Below are 23,452 nucleotides of genomic sequence, written 5' to 3'. Positions count from 1 at the left end.
GTGCCGCTCAGGCGGCGCCGGCGCCGGGTCGCCGCGTGCGGCGGACCTCGGCGCGCTGGGCGCGCACCTCGCGAAGCCGACCCACCAGGACGGGGTCGTAGCGCAGCGCGGCATCGGTGTCGAGCAGGGCGTTCAGCACCTGATAGTAGCGGGCGGCGCTCCAGCCGAACTCCGCCCGGATCCGGCTCTCCTTGCGGCCGCCGGCCGCGCCCCACCACTGCCGCTCGAACTCCAGCACGGCACCGAGGCGATCCTCGGCCGCCGCGTCGCCCGCGGCGGAGGCCGGGGCGGTCGCGCGGGAGGGGGAGCTCATCCCGTCAGGGTACGGCCGCGCGCCACCGGGGCGGCGGAGGCGCGGCGCTCAGCCGCCGACCCAGCGCTCGATGCGGTCGCCGTGGGGCGAGACGACGGCGAGGGGATGCCCGTCGCGGCTCAGCACGAAGTCGTCGTCGCGCGCCGCCGCGTCGAGGGGCAGCACGGCGTCGGCCCGCGCGCCGAGCTCGGGCAGCACCCGCCTCCCGTCGAGCGAGATCCACGTGCCGCCGAGGTCGCCGGCGAGCGCGGCGAAGCGCGTGCGATCGGCCGGAGGCAGGTAGACGAGCACCGCGGGGCTCCACACCACGAGCGTCGCGTCGACCGGGGCGTGCGCGGCGAGCGCGCGCAGCCCCTCGACGGCGTCGCCCGGGACGAGGTGCGGCGGGTGCTCCCGCGCGATCGCGATGGCCGCGTCGAGCTGCGCGGCGCGCTCCCGCTCCTCGGGCCAGATCAGCGTGCGAAGCCAGCGCTCGTCCTCGGCGCGGTCGAGGCGCAGCGGGCTGCGCTCCAGGCCCGCGCGCCAGACGATCTCGGGCATCCGCCGCGGCACGGGCGCGCCCGGCCCGAGGGTCGTGCGCAGCACGAGCGACGACGGCCCGTCGTGCGGGTCGAGGCGGTGCATCCCGCCCCCGTCGTCGACGAGCTCGTGGCTGTACCGGTCGACGAGCAGGCCGAGGCCGGCCGCGGCGCCGACCTCGAGCAGGGCGATGGGGCCCTCGATGACCTGCAGCGCGGCGAGCAGGGGCGCGGTGCGCCGCGGGTCGTTCGTCTGCGTGAAGCGCGCGCGGGCGACGGCGGCGACGGCGTCCCACTCCCCCTCGAGCCAGGTGCGCACGTCGCCCTGCGGGCGGAGTCCGGTGAAGCGCGCCGCCGTGAGCACGAGCACGGGCTGGCGGTCGGCGAGCGGGAGGGTGTCGATGAGGGCGAGCAGCTCGTCGTCCTCGGCGATCGTCGCCGCCCACGCGGCGTAGGTGCGCGAGCGCGGCGCCGCCTCGCGCGCGAAGCGCCGGAACCGCTCGGCCGTCGAGGTCACGCCCGCATCCTGCCAGAGCGGGGCCGGCTCGGGCGCGCCCGGCCCGGCCGGGCACGATCCGGGCGGCGGCGATCAGGGGCGCGCGGCCCGGTACATCGCGCGGTGCGGCAGCCCCGCCTCGAGGTACTCCTCGCCGTAGGGCTCGAAGCCGAAGCGCGCGTAGAGGGGCTGCACGTAGCTCTGCGAGTGCAGGGCCATCGGCTCGCGGCCGAAGCGCTCGATGACGCGGGCGATGAGGGTGCTGGAGAGGCCCTCGCCGCGGCGGTCGGGGCGGGTGACGACGCGGCCGATGAGGCGCCGAGCATCCCGATCGCCCTCGGCCGGCACCGCGTTCTCGACCACGCGCAGGTACGCTGCGACGCCCCGCTCGTCGGGGATCCACAGGTGCTGCGTCGACTCCTCGCGGTCGCGGGCGTCGAGCTCCTCCTCGTCGATGCGCTGCTCGAGGAAGAACACGGCCGTGCGCAGCGAGGCGATCTCGAAGAACTCGTCGAGGGTCAGCCGGCTCCAGGTTTTCTCGATGAGGGAAGGGTCGGGCACGGTTCGGAGTTTAATGGGGTGGAGATCAACCGCCTTCGGGCGAGGGGGAGGAACCCATGAACGAGCAGAAGAGCGGCGCCTACGAGGTCGAGAAGACCGAGGAGGAGTGGCTGGCCGAGCTCGGCCCGGAGCGCTACGCGGTGCTGCGCCAGGCCGGCACCGAGCGCGCCTGGACGGGCGAGCTGCTCGACGAGAGCCGCGCGGGCGTCTACACCTGCGCGGCCTGCAATGCCGAGCTGTTCCAGAGCGGCACCAAGTTCGACTCGGGCTGCGGCTGGCCGAGCTTCTACGAGTCGGTGCGCCCCGACGCGGTCGAGCTGATCGAGGACACCTCGCTCGGCATGGTGCGCACCGAGGTGCGCTGCGCGAGCTGCGGGTCGCACCTCGGCCACGTGTTCCCCGACGGCTTCGGCACCCCCACCGGCGACCGCTACTGCATGAACTCGCTCTCGCTGGACTTCAAGGGCGAGTAGCCCCGACCGTTCGGGATGCGCCTGTTGCGCACTGTGACGGCGGATTGCCGCGCGTGACGGCCCGCTGACGGCGACCGCGCGCGGCCGCCTACCGTGGCCCGCATGACCGCGCAGACCCTCGAGAGACCGCTCGCCGTCGTGGGCGTCTCCGGCAGCACCCACGCCCCCTCCCGCACGACCGCGCTCGTGAGCGCGGTGCTCGACGCCGTCGCCCGCGACCGCCTCGGCGCCGCCGGAGGCACGACGACGCACCTCGTCGAGGTCGACCGCATCGGGCCCGGGCTCGCCGGGACGGTGCGACGGGATGCGCTGCCGAGCTCGGTCGAGCAGGAGCTGCGGCGCATCGAGACGGCCGACCTGCTCGTCGTCGCGAGCCCCGTGTACCGGGCCTCGTTCACCGGCCTGTTCAAGCACCTCTTCGACTTCATCGACCAGCACGCGCTCCTCGGCACCCCCGTGCTGCTCGCCGCGACGGGCGGCAGCGAGCGCCACGGTCTCATGATCGAGCACCAGCTGCGGCCGCTGTTCGGCTTCTTCCAGTCGCTGACCCTGCCGAACGCGATCTACGCGAGCGACGCCGACTTCACCGACTACCGCGTCTCGAACCCCGACATCACGCGGCGCATCGACGCCGCCGTCGCACGGGCGCTGCCGCTCGTCGCGCGGGTCGCGCCCGAGCCGCGGTCGGCGTTCTTCTAGGCGGCGGACGGGTCGGCGGCGCCGCGCGCGCGTCGGGCCGGCAGGGCGGTGACGACGACGCCCACGAGGGTGAGCACGGCGCCGATCGCCGTCGAGGCCGTCGTCGGCACGCCGATCGGCGCGAGCAGGTCGAACAGCAGCGCGCCGAGCAGCTGCCCGGCGACGAGGCACAGCCCGAGCAGCAGTACCCCGATGCGGGCGACCGTGATGGTCTGGATGGCGATGAAGGTCGCCCCGAGCGCGCCGCCGACGTAGAGCAGCGGCTCGGCGGGCAGCGCCTCCGGCAGGCCCGAGACGAGCAGGTGCACGGCGGTCGCGACCGCGAGCGCCGTCGCCCCCACCACGAAGTTCAGGGTCGTGGCCGCGAGCGGCGAGCCCGTCGCCGCGCGCACGCGCCCGTTCACCGCGGCCTGCGCGCCGACGCCGAGCCCCGCGAGCAGCGGCAGCACGAGCGCCGCGACCGGGATCGCCCCGCCGAGCTCGGGGGCCACGGCGATGACGACGGCGGCGAGCGTGAGCGCCGCTCCGAGGATGCGCCGCAGGGTCACGGGCGCGCGGCGGGCGCCGGCGAAGCCGGTGGCGTCGATCCACAGGCCCACGGCGGTCTGGCCGGTCACCGTCGCCACCGTGAAGATCGCCACCCCGAGGATGCCCGCGACGAGGCCCTGGCTGAGCACCATGAAGGCTCCGCCGAGGCCGCCGAGCAGCATCCACCCGCGCAGCTCGCCCGATCGCACCCGGCCGCCGAGGCCGCGGAAGGCCGCGCGACCGCGCCGGCTGCCCGCCATGACCGCCAGCAGGATCACGAGGCCCAGCGTGAAGGAGACGAGCGCGGCCGTGAAGCCGTCGTCGAGGCGCTGCCCGAGCTCGCCGTTGACGCGGTGCTGCGCGGCGACGCCCACGCCCGCGATGACGGTGACGACGGCGGCGGAGGCGGTGATCAGCCGCGAGCGGCGTTCGGAGGGCGGCACGAGCAGGGTCCTCCTCCGATGACCGGGCGTCGGACACCGGCGAGTGAATCAGTGGGGCCGCCTGTGGGAATCGAACCCACGACCTATTCATTACGAGTGAATCGCTCTGCCGACTGAGCTAAGGCGGCGCGGCACGGATCGCTCCGTGGCACGGCTATGGAGTCTAGCCCATGCCGACCGGGTGCTCGCGACGGGGGCGCTCAGCCGAGGCAGACGGTGGCCCCCGCCGGCACGGCCCCCTCGAGCAGGAAGGCGTCGACGAGATCGTTGATGCAGGGATCGCCCTCGTCGTAGGCGATGTGCCCCTCGCCGTCGTAGGTGAGCAGCACGCCGCTCGCGAGCTGCTCCGACAGGGAGACGGCCCACTCGTAGGGGGTCGCCGGGTCGCCCGTGGTGCCCACCACGAGGATGGGCGGGGCGCCCTCGGCGCTCACGGGCTCGAGAGCGGCATCCGACTCGTACGGCCAGTTCTGGCAGACGACGTCGCCCAGCGGGCTCGGATCGGTCGTCACCGGCGCCGCCTCGGCGATGGCCGCGTTCTGCTCCACGATCGTCGCGGGGTCGCGCTCGACCGGGTAGTCGAGGCAGTTGATGGCGATGAAGGCCTCGAGCGAGTTGTCGACGTACTCGCCGTCCTCGCGGCCGTAGTAGAAGTCGGCGAGCAGGAATCCCGTGTCGGCGACGCCGTCGCGCAGCTCGGTGAACATGTCGCTGAGGAACGGCCAGGAGCCCTCGTCGTAGAGCGCCGTCGCGATCGCGATGTCCAGCGTGCTGCCGGTGAACTGACGGCCGTCGGCGGCGGGGATGGGCTCGTCGTCGAGCTGCGCGTACAGCTGCTCGACGATGCCGAGCGCCGCCGCGGTATCGGTCGGGAAGGGGCAGGTGCGCGCCGCGGCGCACTCGGTGATGTAGGTGGTCAGGGCGGCCTCGAAGCCGACGGACTGCGCGAGCACGACCTCGAACTGGCTCGTCGTCGGATCGGTGGCGCCGTCGAGCACGAGCCGGCCGGTGCGGTCGGGGAACGCCTCGGCGTACCGCGCCCCGATCTCGGTGCCGTAGGAGTAGCCGAAGTAGGTGAGCGTCTCGTCCCCGACGATCGAGCGCAGCAGGTCGAGGTCGCGCACGGTGGAGTCGGTGTCGACGAACTCGAGCAGCGGCCCGCTGTTCTCGGCGCAGGCCTCGGCGAAGTCGACGGCGCTCGCGGTGAGCTCGTCGACCCACTCCGGGGTGCCCGCCTCCGCCTCGGGAACGCCGTAGACGAACTCGTCCATCTGCGCCGGGTCGGTGTAGCAGGTGACGGCGCTCGAGCGCCCGACGCCGCGGGGGTCCCAGCCGATGACGTCGTACTGCGCGCGCAGCTCGGCGCTCACGGCCGCATCGACGCTGTCGCGCACGAAGTCGAAGCCCGAGGCGCCCGGCCCGCCGGGGTTCACGAAGAGCGAGCCCTGCGCCTCCTCCGTGGCGGGGTGCCGCACGAGGGCGAGCTCGATGTCGGAGCCGTCGCCCGGGTTGTCCCAGTCGAGCGGCGCGACGGCCGTGGCGCACTGGGCTCCCCCGCCGCAGCGCTCCCAGCGCAGCACCTGGCTGAAGTAGGGGCGCACGTTCTCGGGCACCTCCTCGCCCGTGGGCGTGGAGGACTCGGCGCCCGTGATGCCGTCGAGCAGGCCCGGCACGCAGCCGGTGAGCACGAGCACCGGCACCAGCAGGGCGGCGAGGAGGCCCGCGGTGCGGCGACGGCCTCGGGATGCGCGACGGCTTCGGGATGCGCGGCGGCCTCGAGATGCGCGGCGGGCGGGGTGCGGGGCGGCCGGGATGCTCACACCGCGGAGCCTAGCGACGGCACCCGACCGCTCGCCGCGATGAGCATCGCCTCGAGCGCGAGCGCCGGGGGCGTGTTGCCCTCGACCCGCCGCCGGGCCTGGGAGATCGCGTCGAGCGCGGCGAGCGAGAGCGCGGGGGTGCGCTCGGCCGCCGCCTGCTCGATGCGCGCGCGCATCGCCTCGTTGACCAGCTCGACGCCCGCGCCGAGCTGCACCATGAGCACGTCGCGGTGCAGGGAGAGCAGGTCGACGAGCACGCGGTCGATGCCGTCTCGCACCGAGCGGGTCGCCCGGCGCTTCTGGTCCTCCTCGAGGTTCTTGAGGGTGCTGCGCAGGGCGGGCGGCACGGTGCCGCCGGGCTCCACGCCGAGGGAGCGCAGGGCCGCGTCGCGCTCCTCGGCCTCGCGCTCGGCGGTGAAGGCCTTGGCGTCCGCCGTGGCGAGCGAGACGAGCTGCTCGGCCGCCGTCACGGCGCCCGAGACCGAGGCGACCGAGAGCGCGATGTCGAGGGTGCGCGCGCGGCGCTCGCGAGCATCCGCGTCGGTGGCCAGCCGGTGCGCCATGCCGATGTGGCTCTGCGACTCGCGCGCAGCCTGCTCGGCGAGCGCGCGGTCGACGCCGTCGCGGCGGACGAGGAGATCGGCGACCTCGGCGACGCTCGGCACGCGCAGGCGCACGCTGCGGGTGCGCGAGCGGATGGTCGGGATGAGGTCGGCCGCGTTGGGCGCGCAGAGCACCCAGACCGTGCGGGGCGGCGGCTCCTCCAGCGCCTTCAGCAGCACGTTCGAGGTGCGCTCGGTCATGCGATCGGCGTCCTCGATGACGATGACGCGGTACGGGGCGACGCTCGGCGAGTACTGGCTCTGCTGCACGAGGTGGCGCACCTCGTCGATCGAGATGATGACCCGATCGGTGGCGAGCACGGCGAGGTCGGGGTGCGTGCGCGCGGCGACCTGCGCGGCCGTCACGGCGTCCTCCCCGCCGAGACCGCTCAGCAGCTCGGTCGCGAAGGCGTAGGCGAGGTTCGAGCGGCCCGAGCCGGGCGGGCCCGTGATGAGCCACGAGTGCGTCATCGCGCCCGGATCGGCGGCGGCCTCGCGCAGCAGCGCGATCGCGGCGTCCTGCCCCGTCAGCTCATCCCACGCGGTCATGCGGCGAGGCTAGCGAGCAGGGCCGACACGCGCTCCCGGATGCTCCGCTGCAGCTCCTCGACCGGCCGGGTCGCGTCGAGCACGAGAAACCGCTCGGGCTCGGCGGCGGCCAGCTCGCGGTACGCGTCGCGCACCCGGGTGTGGAACGCCTCGGCCTCCGCCTCGAGCCGGTCGTACCGGGTGCGGCTCGCATCGAGTCGCGCGCGGCCGGTGGCCGCATCGAGGTCGAGCAGCACGGTCAGGTGCGGCAGCAGCCCCTCGGTCGCCCAGAGCGAGAGCTCGCGAACCTCGGCGGTCGACAGCACGCGGCCGGCCCCCTGGTAGGCGACGGAGGAGTCGAGGTAGCGATCCTGGATGACGATGTCGCCGCGCTCGATCGCCGGCCGCACGACGGTCGCCACGTTGTGCGCCCGGTCGGCGGCGTAGAGCAGCGCCTCGGCGCGCGGGGCGATGTACCCGCGACGGTGCAGGATGATCTCGCGCAGCTCGAGCCCGAGCTCGGTGCCGCCGGGCTCGCGCGCGTGCACGACCGTGCGGCCCTGCTCGCCGAGCCATTCCGTGAGCAGCGCCGACTGGGTGCTCTTGCCCGAGCCGTCGCCGCCCTCGAGGGTGAGGAAGAGGCCGGTCACGCGGCCTACTCCGCGGGCTTCGTCGCGGCCGTCGTGCGCGCCGACGGCTTCTTCGCGGCGGCCGGCTTCGTGGCCGCCGGCTTCTTCGCGGCCGTCGTCGTCGCCTTCGCTGCCGTGGTCTTCGCCGCCGCGGTCTTCGCTGCGGCTGGCTTCTTGGCCGCCGGCTTCTTGGCGGCGGGCTTCTTCGCTGCGGGCTTGCGAGCGGCCGGCTTCTTGGCCGGTCCCTTCGCACGCTTGTCGGCGAGCAGCTGCACGGCGCGCTCGAAGTCGACCGACTCGACGTCCTCCCCGCGAGGGATGGTGGCGTTCGTCGTGCCGTCGGTGACGTAGGGGCCGAAGCGGCCGTCCTTCACCTTGATCGGCTTGCCGCTCTCGGGGTCGGCGTCGAACTCCTTGAGCGCGCTCGAGGCCTTGCGAGCGCCGTACTTGGGCTCGGCGAACTTGGCGAGCGCTCCGGCGAGGTCGATCACGAAGATCTGGTCCTCCCCGTCGAGCGAGCGGGTGTCGGTGCCCTTCTTCAGGTACGCGCCGTAGCGGCCGTTCTGGGCCGTGATCGGCTCGCCGCTCTCGGGGTCGACGCCGACGGTGCGCGGCAGGTCGAGCAGCTTGAGCGCGGTCGCGAGGTCGACGGTCGCCGGGTCCATGCTCTTGAAGAGGGATGCCGTGCGCGGCTTCTCCGCGGCCGCCTTCTTGGCGGGCGCCTTCCGGGCCGGGGCCTTCTTCGCGGTGGCGGTCGCGGTCGTCGTCCCGCTCGACGCGTCGGCCGGAGCCGTCTCGAGCACCTCGCCGGTGGCGGCGTCGACCGCCTCCTCCGGCTCGGGGTCGACCTCGGTGACGTACGGACCGAAGCGGCCGTCCTTCGCGACGACCTGCTTGCCGGTCGCGGGGTTCAGACCGAGCACGCGGTCGCCGATGACGGGGGCGTCGATGAGCTCCTGCGCCTTGGCGGGGGTGAGCTCGTCGGGGGCGAGCTCGAGCGGCAGGTTCACGCGCCGCGGGGTCTCGCTGCCCTCCTCGGCGACCTCGAGGTAGGGGCCGTACTTGCCGATGCGCAGGGTGATGGCGTCGGTGATGGCCATCGAGTTGAGGGCCTTCGCGTCGATCTCGCCGAGGTTGTCGATGACGGGCCGCAGGCCCGGCTGGGTGGCGTCGCCGAAGTAGAAGCCCTTCAGCCAGTCGGTGCGGTCGGCCTCTCCCCCGGCGATGCGGTCGAGGTCCGATTCCATCTCGGCGGTGAAGTCGTACTCGACGAGATCGGCGAAGTACTCCTCGAGCAGGCGCACGACCGAGAAGGCGATCCAGTTGGGGACGAGCGCGGTGCCGCGAGGGGTGACGTAGCCGCGGTCGACGATGGTCGAGATGATCGCGGCGTACGTGGAGGGTCGGCCGATGCCGCGCTCCTCGAGCGCCTTGACGAGGCTCGCCTCGGTGTAGCGCGAGGGCGGGCTGGTCTCGTGGCCCTTCGCCTCGACGGCGGTCACGCCGAGCTTCTGGCCCTCGGTGAGCGGCGGCAGCTTCGACTCGGCGGGCTCGGCGGTCTTCTCGGCGTCGCGATCCTCGTCCTGGCCCTCCTCGTAGGCGGCGAGGAAGCCGCGGAAGGTGATGACGGTGCCGCTCGCCGCGAACTCGGCGACGACCCCGGCCGGGGTGGCGCTCGAGGGGGTGGGTCCGGCCTCGATGGTGACCGAGGCGGTCTGGCCCCGGGCATCCGCCATCTGGCTCGCGATCGTGCGCTTCCAGATCAGGTCGTAGAGCTTCCAGTCGTTGCCGCGCAGCGTGCCCTCGAGCGCGCTCGGCGTGCGGAACACGTCGCCGGCGGGGCGGACGGCCTCGTGGGCCTCCTGCGCGTTCTTCGACTTGCTCGCGTAGGTGCGGGGCTTCTCCGGAACGGTGTCGGCGCCGTAGAGGTCGGCCGCCTGCGAGCGCGCTGCGGCAACGGCCTGCTGCGAGAGCGAGGACGAGTCGGTGCGCATGTAGGTGATGTAGCCGTTCTCGTACAGCGACTGCGCGACCGACATCGTCTGGCGGGCGGTGAAGCGCAGCTTGCGCGCGGCCTCCTGCTGCAGCGTCGAGGTCGTGAACGGCGCGGCGGGCCGGCGCGTGTACGGCTTCGACTCGACCTTGCGCACGACGACGTCGATGGCGGGGTCGCGCAGCGCCTCGGCGAGCGAGGTCGCCCCCGACTCGTCGAGCGCGACGGTGGCCTCGGCCTTCAGCTGCCCGCGATCGTCGAAGTCGCGTCCGCTCGCGATCTTGCGGCCGTCGAGCCGGTTGAGGCGCGCGGTGAAGGCGGTGTCGGCGTCGAGCGGGGTGAGGGTGGTGTCGAGATCCCAGTAGGAGGCCGAGACGAAGGCGAGGCGCTCGCGCTCGCGGTCGACGACCAGCCGGGTGGCGGCGGACTGCACGCGACCGGCGCTGAGGCCGGGGCCGACCTTGCGCCAGAGCACGGGGCTGACCTCGTAGCCGTAGAGGCGGTCGAGGATGCGCCGGGTCTCCTGCGCGTCGACGAGGGCGGTGTCGAGCTCGCGGGTCGACTCGGTGGCCCGGGCGATCGCCTCGGGCGTGATCTCGTGGAACACCATGCGCTTCACCGGCACGGTCGGCTTCAGCACCTGCAGGAGGTGCCAGGCGATGGCTTCGCCCTCGCGGTCCTCATCCGTCGCGAGGAAGAGCTCGTCGGCGTTCTTGAGCGCGCGCTTGAGTTCGGCGACGGTGCGCTTCTTCTCCTCGGAGACGACGTAGTAGGGCTCGAAGCCGTTGTCGACGTCGATCGAGAACTTGCCGAGCGGGCCCTTCTTCAGCTCGGCGGGGAGGTTCTTGGGCTCGACGAGGTCGCGGATGTGCCCGACGGAGGCCTGCACCTCGTACCCGTCGCCCAGGTACTTGCCGATCGTCTTCGCCTTCGCGGGCGACTCGACGATGACCAGCTTCTTCGTGCTCGGCACGGTACTCCTCGATCTCGATGGGGCCCGGGGGGATTCGATCCGCACCCCGGGCCGCGCGGTACGACGGCACCGCGATTCAGGCACACCATACACAGGATTCCGCGGAGGCCGCCGACCCGCCGGGGCCAGAGGAGGCCGCTCACGACGGCGGCCCGGCGCGCGCGGCGCGCTCGATCGGGATGCCCAGCACGGGCCCCGAGACCACCACGATCACCGTGCTCGACTCGATGCGGCAGTCCCGCAGCGCGGCGCCGTGCACCGCCGCGAGCCGCTCGGCCGCCGCGCAGGGCTCGCCCGCCGACCATCCGATCAGCACGTCGCCCGCGGCGAGCGCCGCCGCGTCCGCCGCGTGGCCAAGCTGCTGCGCCCGGGCGGTCGCGCCGGCGCCCGCGACCGCTGCGGCGCCGACGACGGCGACGGCCGCGAGCGCGCCGACGACGAGCGGCGCCCCGGCCATCAGCCGCCCCCGAGCGCGCAGGCGCGGGCCGAGACGGCGAGCGCGACGCCGAGCACGCGCGGGTGGGCGGTGACGCGGGCGCAGCGCAGGTCGTCGGCGGGCTCCAGCGCCAGGGTCGCGCCGGGCAGCACCCGGCCGACGTGCGCGCGCGCCGTCGACTCGGGCTCGCCGCGCGCGAGCATGCGGGCGGCGACGGCAGCGGCATCCTGCGCCTGGGCGCGCACGAGCGCGGCCGACACCCCGCCGAGGCAGACGGCCAGCACGAGCACGATCGCCGGCACGGCGACGGCGATCTCGGCCGTCACCGAGCCCCGATCGCGCCCGGCCCTCATACGCCGACGGTGAGGGCCGCGCGCACCATGTCGGTGAGGATGCCCCGCACCTCGTCGCTGCGCATGATGACGACGAGCAGGCTCGCGAAGCCGACGGCGGCCATCGTGGCGATGGCGTACTCGGCCGTGGCGGCGCCCGTCTCGTCGGTGAGGAGCGCGCGGTCCAGCCGCGGCGGCACGAGGCCCGCGCTCGATCGCCCGGCGGCCGCACGGTGCGACGCCGAGGACGGGCGCGGCGGAGTGCGGCGCGCAAGAGAGAGGAGCGAGGCGCGGGAGGCGAGCGGCGGGGCCGGGGGGAGGGCGGGGGTCATGGCGGTTCCTGTTCTGTCGAGCCCGGTGGGGCGGCGGTGCGGCACGAACGTTCGGGAAGTGTGCGCCCGCCCGGACGGGTGGCGCGCGGCGGGAGCCGGAACCGGGGCGATCACGGCAGCGGCAGCGCTGTGGAGGAGAGGAGTGCCACGAGCATGGGCACGACGCCGAGCAGCAAGAAGGAGGGGAGGATGCACGCCCCGAGCGGGAGCATGAGGCGCACCCCGAGCCGTTCGGCCGTGCGGCGGGCCGTGTCGCGCGCGAGGAGGCGCTGCTCGGCGGCCTCGGCCCGGGCCAGCTCGCCGAGCGGCGCCCCCGAGCGCCGCGAGAGCACGACGAGCGCCTCGAGCTCCGTCGCCTCGTGCCCGAGCTGCACGTCGGCGCGCTCGAGCTCGCGCTGCACGAGCAGGCGGGCGGCCTCCGGCGATCCGCCGCCGCCCGCGGCGACGGCGAGCAGATCGAGGGCGAGCCCGGTCGTCGGCGGCGGCGGGTGCGCGCCCCGCACGAGCCGGCGCATCCAGGCTCGGCCGAGCACGATGAGCAGCAGGCCGAGCACCGCCGAGGCGACGCCGAGGGGATGCCCGAGCGCCGCCGCGAGGTCGGCCCCGGTCAGCAGGCTCAGGCCCACCGCGACGAGCGGCAGCAGCTGCACGATGCGGGCAGTCGCCCGCGGGGCGGCGAGCGCGACCTCGATGTCGCGGGCGGCGGCGGCCCCGTCGCGCAGGGCGCCGGCGAAGGCGCGCAGGGCCGGAGCGAGCGGGGCGCCGCTCGCCGCCGCCACCCTCCAGGCGGCGGCGAGCGCCGCCCGGTCGGTCGATGCCGGCCCCCGCTCGAGCGCCTCGGCCACGGGGGCGCCGTCGTCCAGCGCGGCGACGATGCCGTCGAGCCGCGGGTCCGGCGGCGTGCTCGCCTCGGCGACGCATCGCCAGGCCGAGACCGGCGCGGTGCCTGCGGCGAGCAGCACGGCGACGCGGTGGACGTGCCGCGCGAGATCCCCCGGCCGGTCCGGGGCGCGGCCTCTCATGCGGCACCGGGGTCGCCGGGCGCGGGCGACGGCGGATCGAGCGGCACGTCGAGCGGCACGTCGAGCGGCACCGTCTCGACGGCGAGGCGCTCACGGGCATCCAGCACGAAGCGGCCGAGCGCCGCGGTGCGCCCGCCGGCGGCATCGCGCTGCAGATGCACGACGAGGTCGATGCCGCTCATCGCCTGCCGGGCGAGGGCGAGCGGATCGAGGCCGGCGATCATGCCGACGGCCTCCAGCCGGCTCGGCACATCGGCGAGGGAGTTCGCGTGCAGCGTGCCGGCGCCCCCGCGGTGCCCGGTGTTGAGTGCGGCGAGGAACTCGCGCACCTCCGCGCCGCGGCACTCGCCCACAACGAGGCGATCCGGGCGCATCCGCAGGGCCTCGCGCACGAGGCGGGCCAGATCGACCTCGCCCGCCCCCTCGAGGTTGGCCTGCCGGCACTCGAGGCCGACGACGTGCGGATGCTCGATGGGCGCCTCGGCGACGTCCTCGATGACGACGATCCGGTCGCGCTCGTCGGCGAGGGAGAGCAGCGCGCCGAGCAGAGTGGTCTTGCCGCTGCCCGTCGCCCCCGTCACGAGCACCGTGCTGCGCTCGCGGAGCGCGCGGCGCAGTCGCTCCACGACCACGCGAGGCAGCCCGGCGTCGTCGAGCGCGACCCGGCGCACGCGCGGAAGGCGGAGCGAGATCGCGGTGCCCGCCCAGGCGACCGGCGGCAGGGCGACGTGCACGCGCATCCCCTCCCCCAGCCGCACGTCGGCGCACGGCGTCGCCTCGTCGACGTGCCGCCCTCCCGCCTCGATCAGGCGCACGGCGAGCGCCCTCGCGTCCTCCGCCCCGAGGCGGATGCCCGGCACGGGCCGCGCCCCGCCGCCGGCGTCGGCCCACACGCGGCCGTCGCCCGTCACGAAGACGTCGGTCGCCGCCGCGTCGGCGACGACCGGGGCGAGCGGGCCGAGGGCCTCGGCGACCGCCGGCTCCAGCCGGCGGTCGCCGGATCGAGCGGAGCCGGCGGGGCCGGGCGGCCCCGCCGCGCGCGACCCGGGGTCGGCAGGGGGGCGGTGCCGCGGGTCGACGGGGAGGAAGGGCTCGGGATGCACCCGACGATGGTCGACGAGGTCGGGAGCGCGGACCGGGCGCGAGCGGGCATCCGGGGACGACGACGAACGGCCCCTCCTGGGGAGGAGGGGCCGTCGACGGCTGCGGGAGCGCAGGGGCTGCGGGGTCGCAGTCCGCGCCGGTCGCGGGTGATGCAGGTGAAGAGGGGGGGCGGCGCCCGCACTTGGGGGGGACAGGGGCGCCGCCACCGCGGCGCGTGATCGGGGGGAATCGTTCGCGCCGCGTGGTCAGTATTGCTGCTGACGGTGATCAGTCTCACCCTTCACGCGGTCGACGTCAAGCCGAAACGCCCCCCGATTTGTCCCCCGAAGTGCCGACGCTCGTTCGGGGGCCGAACACCCGGGGTCGCAGACCCCCTCGTGGCGCCCTGCGGACCGCTCGTCGCCTCGTCGTGCGCGCTCATCGCACCGCGCCGACGTGCACCCGGCGCGAGCGCCGCGACTCGTAGGATCGAGCCGTAAACCCCCACCGTTGCGGCTTACCAGGCTCAGTCCGCACATCGACCAAGGATGACGATGTCCACGACTTCCATTGACAGCCTCCTGCACGAGATCCGCCGCTTCGCCCCCGACCCCGCGTTCAGCGCGGCGGCGGTGGCGCAGCCCGAGCTCTACGACCGGGCGCGGGCCGACCGCCTCGGTTTCTGGGCCGAGCAGGCGCGCGAGCTCGACTGGACGACCCCCTTCACCGAGACCCTCGACTGGTCGAACCCGCCGGTGGCGCGCTGGTTCGGCGACGGCGAGCTCAACGTCGCCTACAACTGCCTCGACCGGCACGTCGAGGCGGGCAACGGCGACCGCGTCGCCATCCACTGGGAGGGCGAGCCCGGCGACACCCGCACCATCACCTACGCCGAGCTCACCCGCGAGGTGAAGAAGGCGGCGAACGTGCTGGCCGGACTCGGCATCGGGCAGGGCGACCGCGTGGCGATCTACCTGCCCCTCATCCCCGAGGCGGTCATCGCGATGCTCGCCGTCGCCCGCCTCGGCGCGATCCACTCGGTGATCTTCGGCGGGTTCAGCGCCGAGAGCATCCGCGCCCGGGTCGAGGATGCCGATGCCAAGCTCGTCATCACCGCCGACGGCGGCTGGCGCAAGGGCAAGGTCTTCCCGCTCAAGCACGCGGTCGACACCGCGCTCGCGGCCGCCGAGTCGAACGTCGAGCACGTGCTCGTCGTCCGCCGCGGCGAGAACGACGTCGAGTGGGACGACGCCCGCGACCTGTGGTGGCACGAGCAGATGGAGGGCGCGGCGGAGGAGCACGAGGCGCAGGGCTTCGAGGCCGAGAACCCGCTGTTCATCCTCTACACCTCGGGCACGACCGGGAAGCCGAAGGGCATCCTGCACACCAGCGGCGGCTACCTCACGCAGGCGGCCTACACCCACCGCGCCGTCTTCGACCTCAAGCCCGAGACCGATGTGTACTGGTGCACCGCCGACGTCGGCTGGATCACCGGCCACAGCTACGTCGTCTACGGGCCGCTCGCCAACGGCGCCACCCAGGTGCTGTACGAGGGCACGCCCGAGACCCCGCACCCCGGCCGCTGGTGGGAGATCATCGAGAAGTACAAGGTCTCGATCTTCTACACCGCGCCGACGGCCATCCGCTCGTTCATGAAGGCCGGGCGCGAGATCCCCCTCGCGCACGACCTGTCGAGCCTGCGCCTGCTCGGCTCGGTCGGCGAGCCGATCAACCCCGAGGCCTGGGTCTGGTACCGCGAGATCATCGGCGGCGGCACGACCCCCATCGTCGACACCTGGTGGCAGACCGAGACGGGCGCGATCATGATCAGCGCCCTGCCGGGCGTCACGACGACGAAGCCCGGCTCGGCCCAGGTGCCCATCCCCGGCATCTCGGTGGACGTGCTCGACGAGGACGGCTCGCACGTCGGGCTCGACTCGGGCGGCCTGCTCGTCGTCACCGAGCCCTGGCCGAGCATGCTGCGCGGCATCTGGGGCGATCCCGACCGGTTCGCCGAGACCTACTGGTCGAAGTTCGCCGACGCGCCGGACGGGCCGCTGTACTTCGCCGGCGACGGCGCGCACCTCGACGTCGACGGCGACGTCTGGCTGCTCGGCCGCGTCGACGACGTCATGAACGTCTCGGGCCACCGCCTGTCGACGATGGAGATCGAGTCGGCGCTCGTGTCGCACCCGATCGTCGCCGAGGCCGCCGTCGTCGGCGCCTCCGACGAGACGACGGGCCAGGCGGTCGTCGCCTACGTGATCCTGCGCTCGAAGAAGGCGAAGAGCGTGACGGCGGCCGAGGCGAGCCAGCTGCTGCGCGCGCACGTGGCCGAGCAGATCGGCGCGATCGCGCGGCCGCGCGAGATCTTCGTCGTCACCGAGCTGCCGAAGACGCGCTCGGGCAAGATCATGCGGCGCCTGCTGCGCGACATCGCCGAGGGCCGCGAGATCGGCGACACGACGACCCTCACCGACACCACGGTCGTCACCGTGATCCGGGAGACCTCGCGGTAGAGCATCCCGAGATCGGAGACGACGAAGGAGGCCGTCCTGCGGGGCGGCCCCCTTCGTCGTGCGGTCGGTCGTCAGGCGAACTCGACGACGAGCTCCACCTCGACCGGGGCGTCGAGCGGCAGCACCGCGACGCCGACGGCGCTGCGGGCGTGCACGCCGACGTCGCCGAAGATGCTGCCGAGCAGCTCGCTCGCGCCGTTGAGCACGGCGGGCTGGCCGGTGAAGTCGGGCGCCGAGGCGACGAAGCCGGTGACCTTGACGATGCGCGTGATGCGGTCGAGCGAGCCGATGACGCTCTGCACCGCGGCGAGCGCGTTGAGGGCGCACTGCCCGGCGTACCGGGCGGCGTCCTCGGCCGCGACCTCCGCGCCGACCTTGCCGGTCGCCGGCAGCGCGCCGTCGACGAAGGGCAGCTGGCCCGAGGTGAACACGTGGTGGCCGCTGATCACGGCGGGAACGTAGACCGCGACGGGCTTCGCCAGCGGCGGGATGCTGATGCCGAGCTCGGCGAGGCGCGCGTCGATCGTGCTCACCTCAGACCGCCTTGGGCCGCTTGAGGTAGGCGACCAGCCCGCCCTCGGGGCCGGTGACCACCTGCACGAGCTCCCAGCCCTGCTCGCCCCAGTTGTTCAGGATGGCGGCGGTCGTGTGGATCATCAGGGGGGTCGTCAAGTACTCCCATTGGGTCACGAAAGGCTCCGTTCAGAGTGATCGTCATCGAACTCGCGTACCCTTGATCTTATGTCTGCCCAGAAGAAGACGGCCTCCAGCGCCGCAGGAGCCTTCACCGGTCTGCTGGTGCTCAGCGCCCTCGCCGGGCTCCTCGTGACCGTCATGGTCACCCCCGCCATCGCCGTCACGAGCATGGCCGCCAGCAACACGATCGGCATCTTCGAGTCGCTGCCGAGCTACGTGCGCATCAACGAGCTCTCGCAGCGCAACACGATCTTCGCCCAGAACACGAACGATCCTGCCGCCGGCTACACCCCCATCGCCGAGGTCTACGACCAGAACCGCGAGGAGGTGTCGATGGAGGAGATCTCGCCGTACATCATCGGCGCCACGATCGCCGGCGAGGACCGTCGCTTCTACGAGCACAACGGGGTGGATGCGCAGGGCATCATCCGCGCCGCGGTCAACAACGCGACGAGCGACAGCCTGCAGGGCGCCTCGACGCTGACGCAGCAGTACATCAAGAACGTCTGCATCCAGGAGGCCATCGTCTCCTCGAACGGCGACATCGAGGCCGAGCGCGCGGGCATCGACGAGTGCCAGCTCAGCACCCTCGAGCGCAAGCTCAACGAGGCGAAGCTCGCCATCAGCCTCGAGAAGGAGTACACGAAGGACGAGATCCTCGTGGGCTACCTCAACATCGCGGGCTTCGGCGGCAACACCTACGGCATCCAGGCAGCCGCGCAGCAGTACTTCAGCATCAACGCGATCGACGCGACGCCCGCGCAGGCCGCGAGCCTCGTCGCGATCGTGCAGCAGCCCGGCGCCCGGTCGCTCGGCACGCCCGACAACTACGCCGCGAACCAGGAGCGTCGCAACGTCATCCTCGGCTTCATGCTCAGCGAGGGCTTCATCACCCAGGCCGAGCACGACGAGGCCGTGGCGATCCCCGTGGACGAGAACTTCGTGCGCCCTTCCGCCCCGCGTGCCGGCTGCATCGCCGGCAACGACTACGCCAAATTCTTCTGCGACTACGTCGTGCGCCTCGTGCCCGAGCTCGAGTCGCTCGGCGCGACACCCGAGGAGCGTCAGGCGAACTGGCGCACCGGCGGGTACGAGGTCTACACGACCCTGAACATGACGCTGCAGCAGCCCGCGCAGGACAAGATCTGGGAGGTCGCGCCGAGCGACGTCACGCAGCTCGCCCTCGGCTCCTCCGCCGTCACCGTGCAGAGCGGCACGGGCCGCATCCTGGTCATGGCCCAGAACAAGCGCTACGGCCTCGACCCGGCCGACATCAACCAGACGACGGTGAACTTCTCGACCGATCAGCAGTACGGCGGCTCGACCGGGTTCCCGACCGGATCGACCTACAAGATCTTCGCGCTCGTGCAGTGGCTGCAGGAGGGTCGCGGGCTGAACGAGGTCGTGAACTCGAGCCGCCGCCCGTTCCCGCAGGCATCCTTCCCGGCCTCCTGCGCAAACTTCAGCGGCGCCGCGTACAACCCCGCGAATGCCGGACCGACGCCCGCACGGACGACCGTCCTCAATGCGACCGTTCAATCGATTAACACGGCGTATGTCGCCATGGCGCAACAGATGGATCAGTGCGCGATCCGCGACTCCGCGGAGGCGCTCGGTGTCCACCGCGCCGACGGCGCCGAGCTCGGCGTCACCCCGGGCGCGGTGCTCGGCTCGAACGAGCAGGCCCCGATGACGATGGCCGCGGCATCCGCCGCCCTCGGCGCGGGCGGCCTCTTCTGCGAGCCCTACGCCGTCGAGCGCATCGTCGACCGCGACGGTGAGGAGCTGCCCGGTCAGGCGCAGGACTGCCGACAGGGCATCCCGCAGGAGATCGCCGCGGCGACCACCTTCGCCCTCGAGGGCGTGCTGACGAACGGCACCGGCACCCGCTCGAACCCGCGCGACGGGGTGCCGATGTTCGGCAAGACCGGCACGACCGACCTCACCGAGCACACCTGGATGGTCGGCGGCAGCACCTCCGCCTCGACCGCCGTCTGGGTCGGCAACATCATCGAGCGGATCGACGTGCGCCGCTACGGGCTGGGCGGCAACATCCGCCACGAGATCTGGCGCACCCTGCAGGGCGGCGTCAACGCGCAGTACGGCGGCCAGGCGCTGCCCGACGCCTCCGACCGGCTGCAGCGCGGCGCGGGCGTGACCCTGCCCAACGTCATCGGGCAGAACATCGACTCCGCCCGTGCAGCGCTCGAGGCGCTCGGCTTCGGCGTGCAGGTCGGCGATCCCGTCGACTCCGACCGCGCCGAGGGCGTCGTCGCCCAGACCGACCCGGGGCCGGGCTCGACCCTCTCCCGCGGTCAGACCGTGGTGCTGCGCCCGAGCAACGGTCAGAACGCCGGCGTTCCCGACGTGGTGTCGCCCGGATTCGACCAGAACCAGGCCCGCTCGGCCCTGACCGCCGCCGGTTTCTCGAACGTCGCCGTCGTCTGCGAGGGACTTCCGGCCGGCGCCGACCCCGCCACCGCCGGCCGCGTCGTCGCGCAGAACCCCGCGCCCGGCACCGTGACCAACCGCGGAACCACCATCACCATCGCCGTGTCGCAGGTCAGCTGCGCCAGCGGCGGCGGCAACGGCGGCGGCGCGACGCCTCCTCCGGGAAACGGTGGCGGCGGCGACGATGAGTAGAGCCGGCATCGCGGTCGCGGCGGGCCTCGGCCTCGCCGTGACCGCGGCCGCCTACGCGACGCTCGTCGAGCCCCGCGCCTACGGCCTGCGCCGCGAGACGGTGCCCGCGCTCGCGCCCGGGGCGGACCCGATCCGGGTGCTGCACCTCAGCGACCTGCACCTGGCTCCCTGGCAGCAGCATCGCATCGACTGGGTGCGCGGGCTCGCCGCGCTCGAGCCCGACCTCGTCGTCAACACGGGCGACAACATGGGGCACCGGGATGCCCTGCCGGCGCTCGCGGAGGCCCTCGCCCCGCTCGACGGAGTGCCGGGCGTGTTCGTCAACGGCTCGAACGACTACGTCGAGCCGCAGTTCAAGAACCCGCTGCGCTATCTCACCGGACCGTCGAAGGGCGGCCACGGCGACACCGCCGCCCCGCTCGACGTCGACGCCATGGAGCGGCTCTTCACCGAGCGCTTCGGCTGGCACTCGCTCAACAACGACGTCGCGCAGCTGACGATCAAGGGCTCGATCATCGAGTTCATGGGCACGAACGACGCCCACCGGGGCTGGGACCGCCTCGACGCACTCCCAGGGCTGATGGATGCCCTGCGCGAGCTCGACGAGGACGACACCGACGACCCCGCCGTCGTCATCGGCGTCACCCACGCCCCGTACCGCCGGGTGCTCGACGCCCTGACGAACCAGGCCGCCGACGTGATCTTCGCCGGCCACACGCACGGCGGCCAGGTCGCCCTGCCGGGCTTCGGAGCGATCGTGACCAACTGCGACATCCCCCGTCGCCAGGCTCGCGGTCTGAGCCTCTGGCAGCACGCCCACCATGCCTCGTACCTGAACGTCTCCGCGGGGCTCGGGCACTCGATCTACGCCCCCATCCGCTTCGCCTGCCCGCCCGAAGCGGTGCTCGTGACACTGGTGCCCGACGACATCGGCTATTCTTGACGGGTTGCCGCGAAAGCGGCGCACCGGGGTATGGCGCAGCTTGGTAGCGCGCGTCGTTCGGGACGACGAGGCCGCAGGTTCAAATCCTGTTACCCCGACAGCACGGAAGGGCCCGGAACCGCATCGCGGTTCCGGGCCCTTCGTCATCGGGCTGGCGCCCGGTCCATCAGTCGAGCGCGCCCGCCGTCTTCAGCGCGCGTCGCCGGCTTACGACCAGCGCACCGCCGAGCAGCAGCAGCGCTCCGCCGAGGAGGGCGACCTCCACGCTCCCGGTCGCCCCGGTCGCGGCGAGGCGCGGCGAGACGGTGACGTCGACGAGCACCGAGCCGGTGACGGCGCCGCGCACCTCGATGCGGTGGGCGCCCGCCGGGGTGTCCCGCGGGATGGTCACGGTCGCCACGACCGAGCCGTCGCTCGAGGCGGTCGTGCTGCGCAGCAGCACGGGCTCGGAGCGCAGCCAGATCTGCACGGCCTCACCGGGCTCGAAGCCGGCGGCCCGCACGGTCACCGTCCCGCCCGCCACGAGCGCGGTCGAGGAGACGGTGGCCGTCGGCTGCTCGTCGAGCGTCGGATCGGCGCCCGGGTCCGTCGGGTCAGTCAGCTCCGTCGGCTCGCCGGGCCCCGTTCCGGGATCGGTCGGGTCCGTTCCCGGGTCGGTGGGGTCGGTCGGGTCGGTGACGGGTAGCTCCTCGAGCCCGGCGATGGCGGCATCGACGAGCGCCGCGACCTCCGTGACGTCGGCCTCGGTCGGCGAGACCGCGCCGAGCACGACGCGCGCCTCGGCGAGCGCCGCGTCGAGCGCGGCGAGCGTCTCGGCTGTCCACGCCGCGCGGTCGACCGCCTCGGCGCGCTCCACGGCCGCCTCGAGCGGCGCGGTGTCGGCGGCCGCGGGCGGGGCGAGGCTGAGCTGCACGTCGTCGATCGAGCCGTAGGCGCCCGCGAGCAGATCGTCGATCGAGAAGGTCAGCGTCGCCGAGCCCCCGTCGGCGACAGCGACCGCGCCCGTCGTCGGCTGCGACCAGTTCGCGTAGCCGTCGAGGGTGAAGGGCGCGGTCGCGCTCTCCCCGCCCGAGCTCAGCGTCAGCCCGAGCGCGCTGCCCGGGCCGTCGAGGTCGCCCTGCACGTAGCCCGAGGCGACGTAGTCGCCGGCCGGAAGCCCGGTGACGGTCTGCGTGAAGCCGACCGAGAAGGGCGACCCGGAGTAGAAGTGCGCCGAGCGCGATCCCGTGCGGGGATCAGAGCTCGAGCCGACGGTGCCGCCCGTGCCGGTCTTTTGCCACGCGCCGGTGTCGCCGAGCTCGAAGCCCGGGTTCAGCGCGTAGTTGCGCGCGGTGATCGTGATGGCGGCGCTCGTGGCGAGACCCGCGCTCGTCGTCCCGGGGATTCGGTACTCCCCCGGGCCGGCGATGCGATCGACGGCCGACGACCAGGTGACGGCCTGCTCCTCGCTGCTGCCGTCGTTGTACGAGACCGTCACGGTCTCGGGCAGGGCGACGGGCTGGGTCTCGTCGAGGGCGAGGGTCACCGTCTCGACGTCGGTCACCTCGAGCGGCGCGACCGCACCGGTGCGCGCGTAGGCGAAGGTGCGCAGCGACTCCAGCGGCGTGCCGTCGGCGGCGAAGAGCGCCTGGTTGTCCCAGGCCGAGCCGCCGAAGTACTCCCCTGCATCGTTCGGGTCGTACTCGGCCGCGTAGCTGGATGCCCATCCCGATCCGTCGCGCTCCCAGAGCAGGCTGTTTGCCGCGTACTCGTCGGCCGGGCCCACCGGCAGCCAGGCCGGCTCCCAGTAGAAGACCCCGAGCCCCGCATCCCCCACGTCGACGACCGCCTGCATGACGTCGCGCAGCGCCGTGGCCTGGCCCTGCACGCTCACCGGGTACTGCGTGGCCTCGCTCGGCTGGTCGATGACGTTGCCGTGCCCGTCGCCATCGGCGAGGGTGTTCGCCCACGAGGTCTCGGCCACGATGACGTCCTTGCCGTAGGTCGTGGCGACCTGGCTCAGCACCGAGGTCAGGTTCGCCAGCGTGCCGTGCCAGAACGGGTAGTACGACGAGGCGAAGACGTCGTAGTCGACGTCGCGCGCGTCGAGCTCGGCAGCGTAGCCGGCGTAGGCGCCGCTGCGCTCGGGGTTGGTGAAGTGCACGGCGACCTGCGCCTCGGGCAGCACCGCGCGAACCGCGCGCGAGCCGGCCGAGAAGATCTGCGCCATGCCGTCCCAGCCCGAGACGCCGGCGACGCGGCCGTTGGTCTCGTTGCCGACCTGCACCATGGTGACGTCGACCCCCGCGGCGACGAAGCCCTCGAGCGCCTCGGTGGTGAACTGCTCCACGGCCTCCGCCTTCGCGGCGGTGTCGAGCGCGGCCCAGGCCTTCGGCGACTGCTGCTTCGCGGGGTCGGCCCAGAAGTCGCTGTAGTGGAAGTTGACGAGCACGCCGAGCCCCGCATCCGTCGCCCGCTCGCCGATCTCGATCGCGCGGTCGACGTCGGTGTTGCCGCCGCCGTAGCCGCGGCCCTCGGCGTCGAAGGGGTCGTTCCAGACGCGCACGCGCACGTCGGTGACGCCCTCGGCGGCGAGCACGTCGAAGAGGTCGGCGGGCTCGCCCGCGGCGTCGCGGAATACGACGCCCGACTCCTCGAGGCTGAGCACGCTCGAGACGTCGACGCCGTTGATGAAGTCGGCGGGCAGGCCCTCGACGCGGGGCACGGTGATGCCCGCCTCGACGGGGCCGTCCGCGGCGGCGGCCGGCGCGATGCCGACCCCCGCAGCGAGCAGGGCGGCGGCGGATGCCGCGGCCGCGAACCGGGTTCTGAGCAGCACGATGGAACTCCTTGTCGTCGTTGACCGGCCGTCCGCGGGCGCGGTCGACCGT

General features: G+C 73.6%; 21 protein-coding genes and 2 tRNA genes. 6 read left to right on the top strand and 17 right to left on the bottom strand.

Features of this window, described 5'->3' with window-relative positions; all coding sequences use genetic code 11:
- Positions 1–7: 7 nt before the first annotated feature.
- From HGB54_RS02320 to HGB54_RS02310, 3 genes are all read right to left on the bottom strand, one after another.
- On the bottom strand, positions 8–313 hold the full coding sequence (locus tag HGB54_RS02320; RefSeq protein WP_168915025.1) for a DUF3263 domain-containing protein: 306 nt from the start codon (positions 311–313) through the stop codon (positions 8–10).
- Between the two features lie 48 nt (positions 314–361).
- Entirely contained in the window at positions 362–1,348 is a 987-nt protein-coding gene (locus HGB54_RS02315) for a DUF2332 domain-containing protein (RefSeq protein WP_168915024.1), read from the bottom strand.
- A 72-nt stretch (positions 1,349–1,420) separates the two neighbouring features.
- The gene (locus HGB54_RS02310) at positions 1,421–1,888 is read right to left on the bottom strand and encodes a GNAT family N-acetyltransferase (RefSeq protein WP_168915023.1); all 468 of its coding nucleotides are present in this window, start codon (positions 1,886–1,888) and stop codon (positions 1,421–1,423) included.
- Between the two features lie 56 nt (positions 1,889–1,944).
- On the opposite strand from HGB54_RS02310, the gene msrB reads away from it, so the two are divergent.
- Both msrB and msuE read left to right on the top strand, forming a co-directional pair.
- The gene (msrB, locus tag HGB54_RS02305; protein ID WP_168915022.1) at positions 1,945–2,361 is read left to right on the top strand and encodes a peptide-methionine (R)-S-oxide reductase MsrB; all 417 of its coding nucleotides are present in this window, start codon (positions 1,945–1,947) and stop codon (positions 2,359–2,361) included.
- Between the two features lie 102 nt (positions 2,362–2,463).
- Positions 2,464–3,060, top strand: a complete 597-nt coding sequence (gene msuE, locus HGB54_RS02300; RefSeq protein ID WP_168915021.1) for an FMN reductase — start codon at positions 2,464–2,466, stop codon at positions 3,058–3,060.
- On the opposite strand, the gene HGB54_RS02295 is transcribed toward msuE, so the two are convergent.
- The 11 genes from HGB54_RS02295 to HGB54_RS02245 all read right to left on the bottom strand — a co-directional run bounded on the left by HGB54_RS02295 (position 3,057) and on the right by HGB54_RS02245 (position 13,801).
- On the bottom strand, positions 3,057–4,031 hold the full coding sequence (locus HGB54_RS02295) for a DMT family transporter (RefSeq protein ID WP_228545897.1): 975 nt from the start codon (positions 4,029–4,031) through the stop codon (positions 3,057–3,059). The genes msuE and HGB54_RS02295 overlap by 4 nt on opposite strands.
- Before the next feature lie 52 nt (positions 4,032–4,083).
- Positions 4,084–4,159 (bottom strand) — tRNA-Thr (locus tag HGB54_RS02290).
- A 72-nt stretch (positions 4,160–4,231) separates the two neighbouring features.
- Entirely contained in the window at positions 4,232–5,851 is a 1,620-nt protein-coding gene (locus HGB54_RS02285) for an alpha/beta hydrolase (RefSeq protein WP_228545896.1), read from the bottom strand.
- Complete coding sequence (locus HGB54_RS02280) at positions 5,848–7,002, bottom strand: DNA polymerase III subunit delta' (RefSeq protein ID WP_168915020.1); 1,155 nt, start codon at positions 7,000–7,002, stop codon at positions 5,848–5,850. Before HGB54_RS02280 ends, HGB54_RS02285 begins: the two co-directional genes overlap by 4 nt.
- A complete protein-coding gene (gene tmk / locus HGB54_RS02275; protein ID WP_168915019.1) occupies positions 6,999–7,631 on the bottom strand; it encodes a dTMP kinase in 633 nt (210 codons plus the stop codon). Before tmk ends, HGB54_RS02280 begins: the two co-directional genes overlap by 4 nt.
- 5 nt (positions 7,632–7,636) lie before the next feature.
- Positions 7,637–10,576, bottom strand: a complete 2,940-nt coding sequence (gene topA / locus HGB54_RS02270) for a type I DNA topoisomerase (protein ID WP_168915018.1) — start codon at positions 10,574–10,576, stop codon at positions 7,637–7,639.
- 139 nt (positions 10,577–10,715) lie between these two features.
- Positions 10,716–11,033 (bottom strand): Rv3654c family TadE-like protein, encoded by a 318-nt coding sequence (locus HGB54_RS02265; protein WP_168915017.1) that lies wholly within the window; start codon positions 11,031–11,033, stop codon positions 10,716–10,718.
- A complete protein-coding gene (locus HGB54_RS02260) occupies positions 11,033–11,365 on the bottom strand; it encodes a TadE family type IV pilus minor pilin (RefSeq protein WP_168915016.1) in 333 nt (110 codons plus the stop codon). Before HGB54_RS02260 ends, HGB54_RS02265 begins: the two co-directional genes overlap by 1 nt.
- Entirely contained in the window at positions 11,362–11,544 is a 183-nt protein-coding gene (locus tag HGB54_RS12570; RefSeq protein ID WP_228546049.1) for a DUF4244 domain-containing protein, read from the bottom strand. The genes HGB54_RS02260 and HGB54_RS12570 overlap by 4 nt, the downstream gene beginning before the upstream one ends.
- Positions 11,545–11,786: 242 nt before the next feature.
- A complete protein-coding gene (locus tag HGB54_RS02250) occupies positions 11,787–12,698 on the bottom strand; it encodes a type II secretion system F family protein (protein ID WP_168915014.1) in 912 nt (303 codons plus the stop codon).
- The gene (locus HGB54_RS02245; RefSeq protein WP_168915013.1) at positions 12,695–13,801 is read right to left on the bottom strand and encodes a CpaF family protein; all 1,107 of its coding nucleotides are present in this window, start codon (positions 13,799–13,801) and stop codon (positions 12,695–12,697) included. The genes HGB54_RS02250 and HGB54_RS02245 overlap by 4 nt, the downstream gene beginning before the upstream one ends.
- Before the next feature lie 534 nt (positions 13,802–14,335).
- Between HGB54_RS02245 and acs the strand changes: the two genes are divergently transcribed.
- Positions 14,336–16,300 carry an acetate--CoA ligase gene (gene acs, locus HGB54_RS02240; RefSeq protein ID WP_168915012.1) on the top strand — a complete coding sequence of 655 codons (1,965 nt, stop codon included), beginning with the start codon at positions 14,336–14,338 and terminating at the stop codon, positions 16,298–16,300.
- 71 nt (positions 16,301–16,371) lie between these two features.
- Here acs and HGB54_RS02235 read toward each other — a convergent pair whose 3' ends face one another.
- On the bottom strand, positions 16,372–16,833 hold the full coding sequence (locus HGB54_RS02235) for a RidA family protein (protein ID WP_168915011.1): 462 nt from the start codon (positions 16,831–16,833) through the stop codon (positions 16,372–16,374).
- Between the two features lies 1 nt (position 16,834).
- A complete protein-coding gene (locus HGB54_RS02230) occupies positions 16,835–16,957 on the bottom strand; it encodes a DUF4177 domain-containing protein (protein WP_228545895.1) in 123 nt (40 codons plus the stop codon).
- 84 nt (positions 16,958–17,041) lie between these two features.
- Here HGB54_RS02230 and HGB54_RS02225 point away from each other — a divergent pair, with 84 nt between their 5' ends.
- The 3 genes from HGB54_RS02225 (at position 17,042) to HGB54_RS02215 (ending at position 20,680) form a co-directional block, all read left to right on the top strand.
- A complete protein-coding gene (locus HGB54_RS02225) occupies positions 17,042–19,639 on the top strand; it encodes a transglycosylase domain-containing protein (protein WP_168915009.1) in 2,598 nt (865 codons plus the stop codon).
- A complete protein-coding gene (locus HGB54_RS02220) occupies positions 19,632–20,582 on the top strand; it encodes a metallophosphoesterase (RefSeq protein ID WP_168915008.1) in 951 nt (316 codons plus the stop codon). Before HGB54_RS02225 ends, HGB54_RS02220 begins: the two co-directional genes overlap by 8 nt.
- 24 nt (positions 20,583–20,606) lie before the next feature.
- Positions 20,607–20,680: transfer RNA gene (locus tag HGB54_RS02215), tRNA-Pro, on the top strand.
- A 68-nt stretch (positions 20,681–20,748) separates the two neighbouring features.
- Here the strand turns inward: HGB54_RS02215 and HGB54_RS02210 are convergent.
- Positions 20,749–23,400 carry a glycosyl hydrolase 53 family protein gene (locus HGB54_RS02210; RefSeq protein ID WP_228545894.1) on the bottom strand — a complete coding sequence of 884 codons (2,652 nt, stop codon included), beginning with the start codon at positions 23,398–23,400 and terminating at the stop codon, positions 20,749–20,751.
- Positions 23,401–23,452: the final 52 nt, after the last annotated feature.

The sequence above is a fragment of the Microcella flavibacter genome (assembly GCF_012530535.1).
Classification (GTDB): Bacteria; Actinomycetota; Actinomycetes; order Actinomycetales; family Microbacteriaceae; genus Microcella; species Microcella flavibacter.
Note: the sequence above shows the minus strand (reverse complement) of the source record. Positions and strands in the feature narration are given on the sequence as shown.

Coding starts and splice junctions, on each gene's coding strand:
- HGB54_RS02320 (WP_168915025.1), bottom strand. CDS start 313: ATGAGCTCCCCCTCCCGCGCGACCGCCCCGGCCTCCGCCGCGGGCGAC.
- msrB (WP_168915022.1), top strand. CDS start 1,945: ATGAACGAGCAGAAGAGCGGCGCCTACGAGGTCGAGAAGACCGAGGAG.
- msuE (WP_168915021.1), top strand. CDS start 2,464: ATGACCGCGCAGACCCTCGAGAGACCGCTCGCCGTCGTGGGCGTCTCC.
- HGB54_RS02280 (WP_168915020.1), bottom strand. CDS start 7,002: ATGACCGCGTGGGATGAGCTGACGGGGCAGGACGCCGCGATCGCGCTG.
- HGB54_RS02265 (WP_168915017.1), bottom strand. CDS start 11,033: ATGGCCGGGGCGCCGCTCGTCGTCGGCGCGCTCGCGGCCGTCGCCGTC.
- HGB54_RS02260 (WP_168915016.1), bottom strand. CDS start 11,365: ATGAGGGCCGGGCGCGATCGGGGCTCGGTGACGGCCGAGATCGCCGTC.
- HGB54_RS02250 (WP_168915014.1), bottom strand. CDS start 12,698: ATGAGAGGCCGCGCCCCGGACCGGCCGGGGGATCTCGCGCGGCACGTC.
- acs (WP_168915012.1), top strand. CDS start 14,336: ATGTCCACGACTTCCATTGACAGCCTCCTGCACGAGATCCGCCGCTTC.
- HGB54_RS02230 (WP_228545895.1), bottom strand. CDS start 16,957: ATGATCCACACGACCGCCGCCATCCTGAACAACTGGGGCGAGCAGGGC.
- HGB54_RS02225 (WP_168915009.1), top strand. CDS start 17,042: ATGTCTGCCCAGAAGAAGACGGCCTCCAGCGCCGCAGGAGCCTTCACC.
- HGB54_RS02220 (WP_168915008.1), top strand. CDS start 19,632: ATGAGTAGAGCCGGCATCGCGGTCGCGGCGGGCCTCGGCCTCGCCGTG.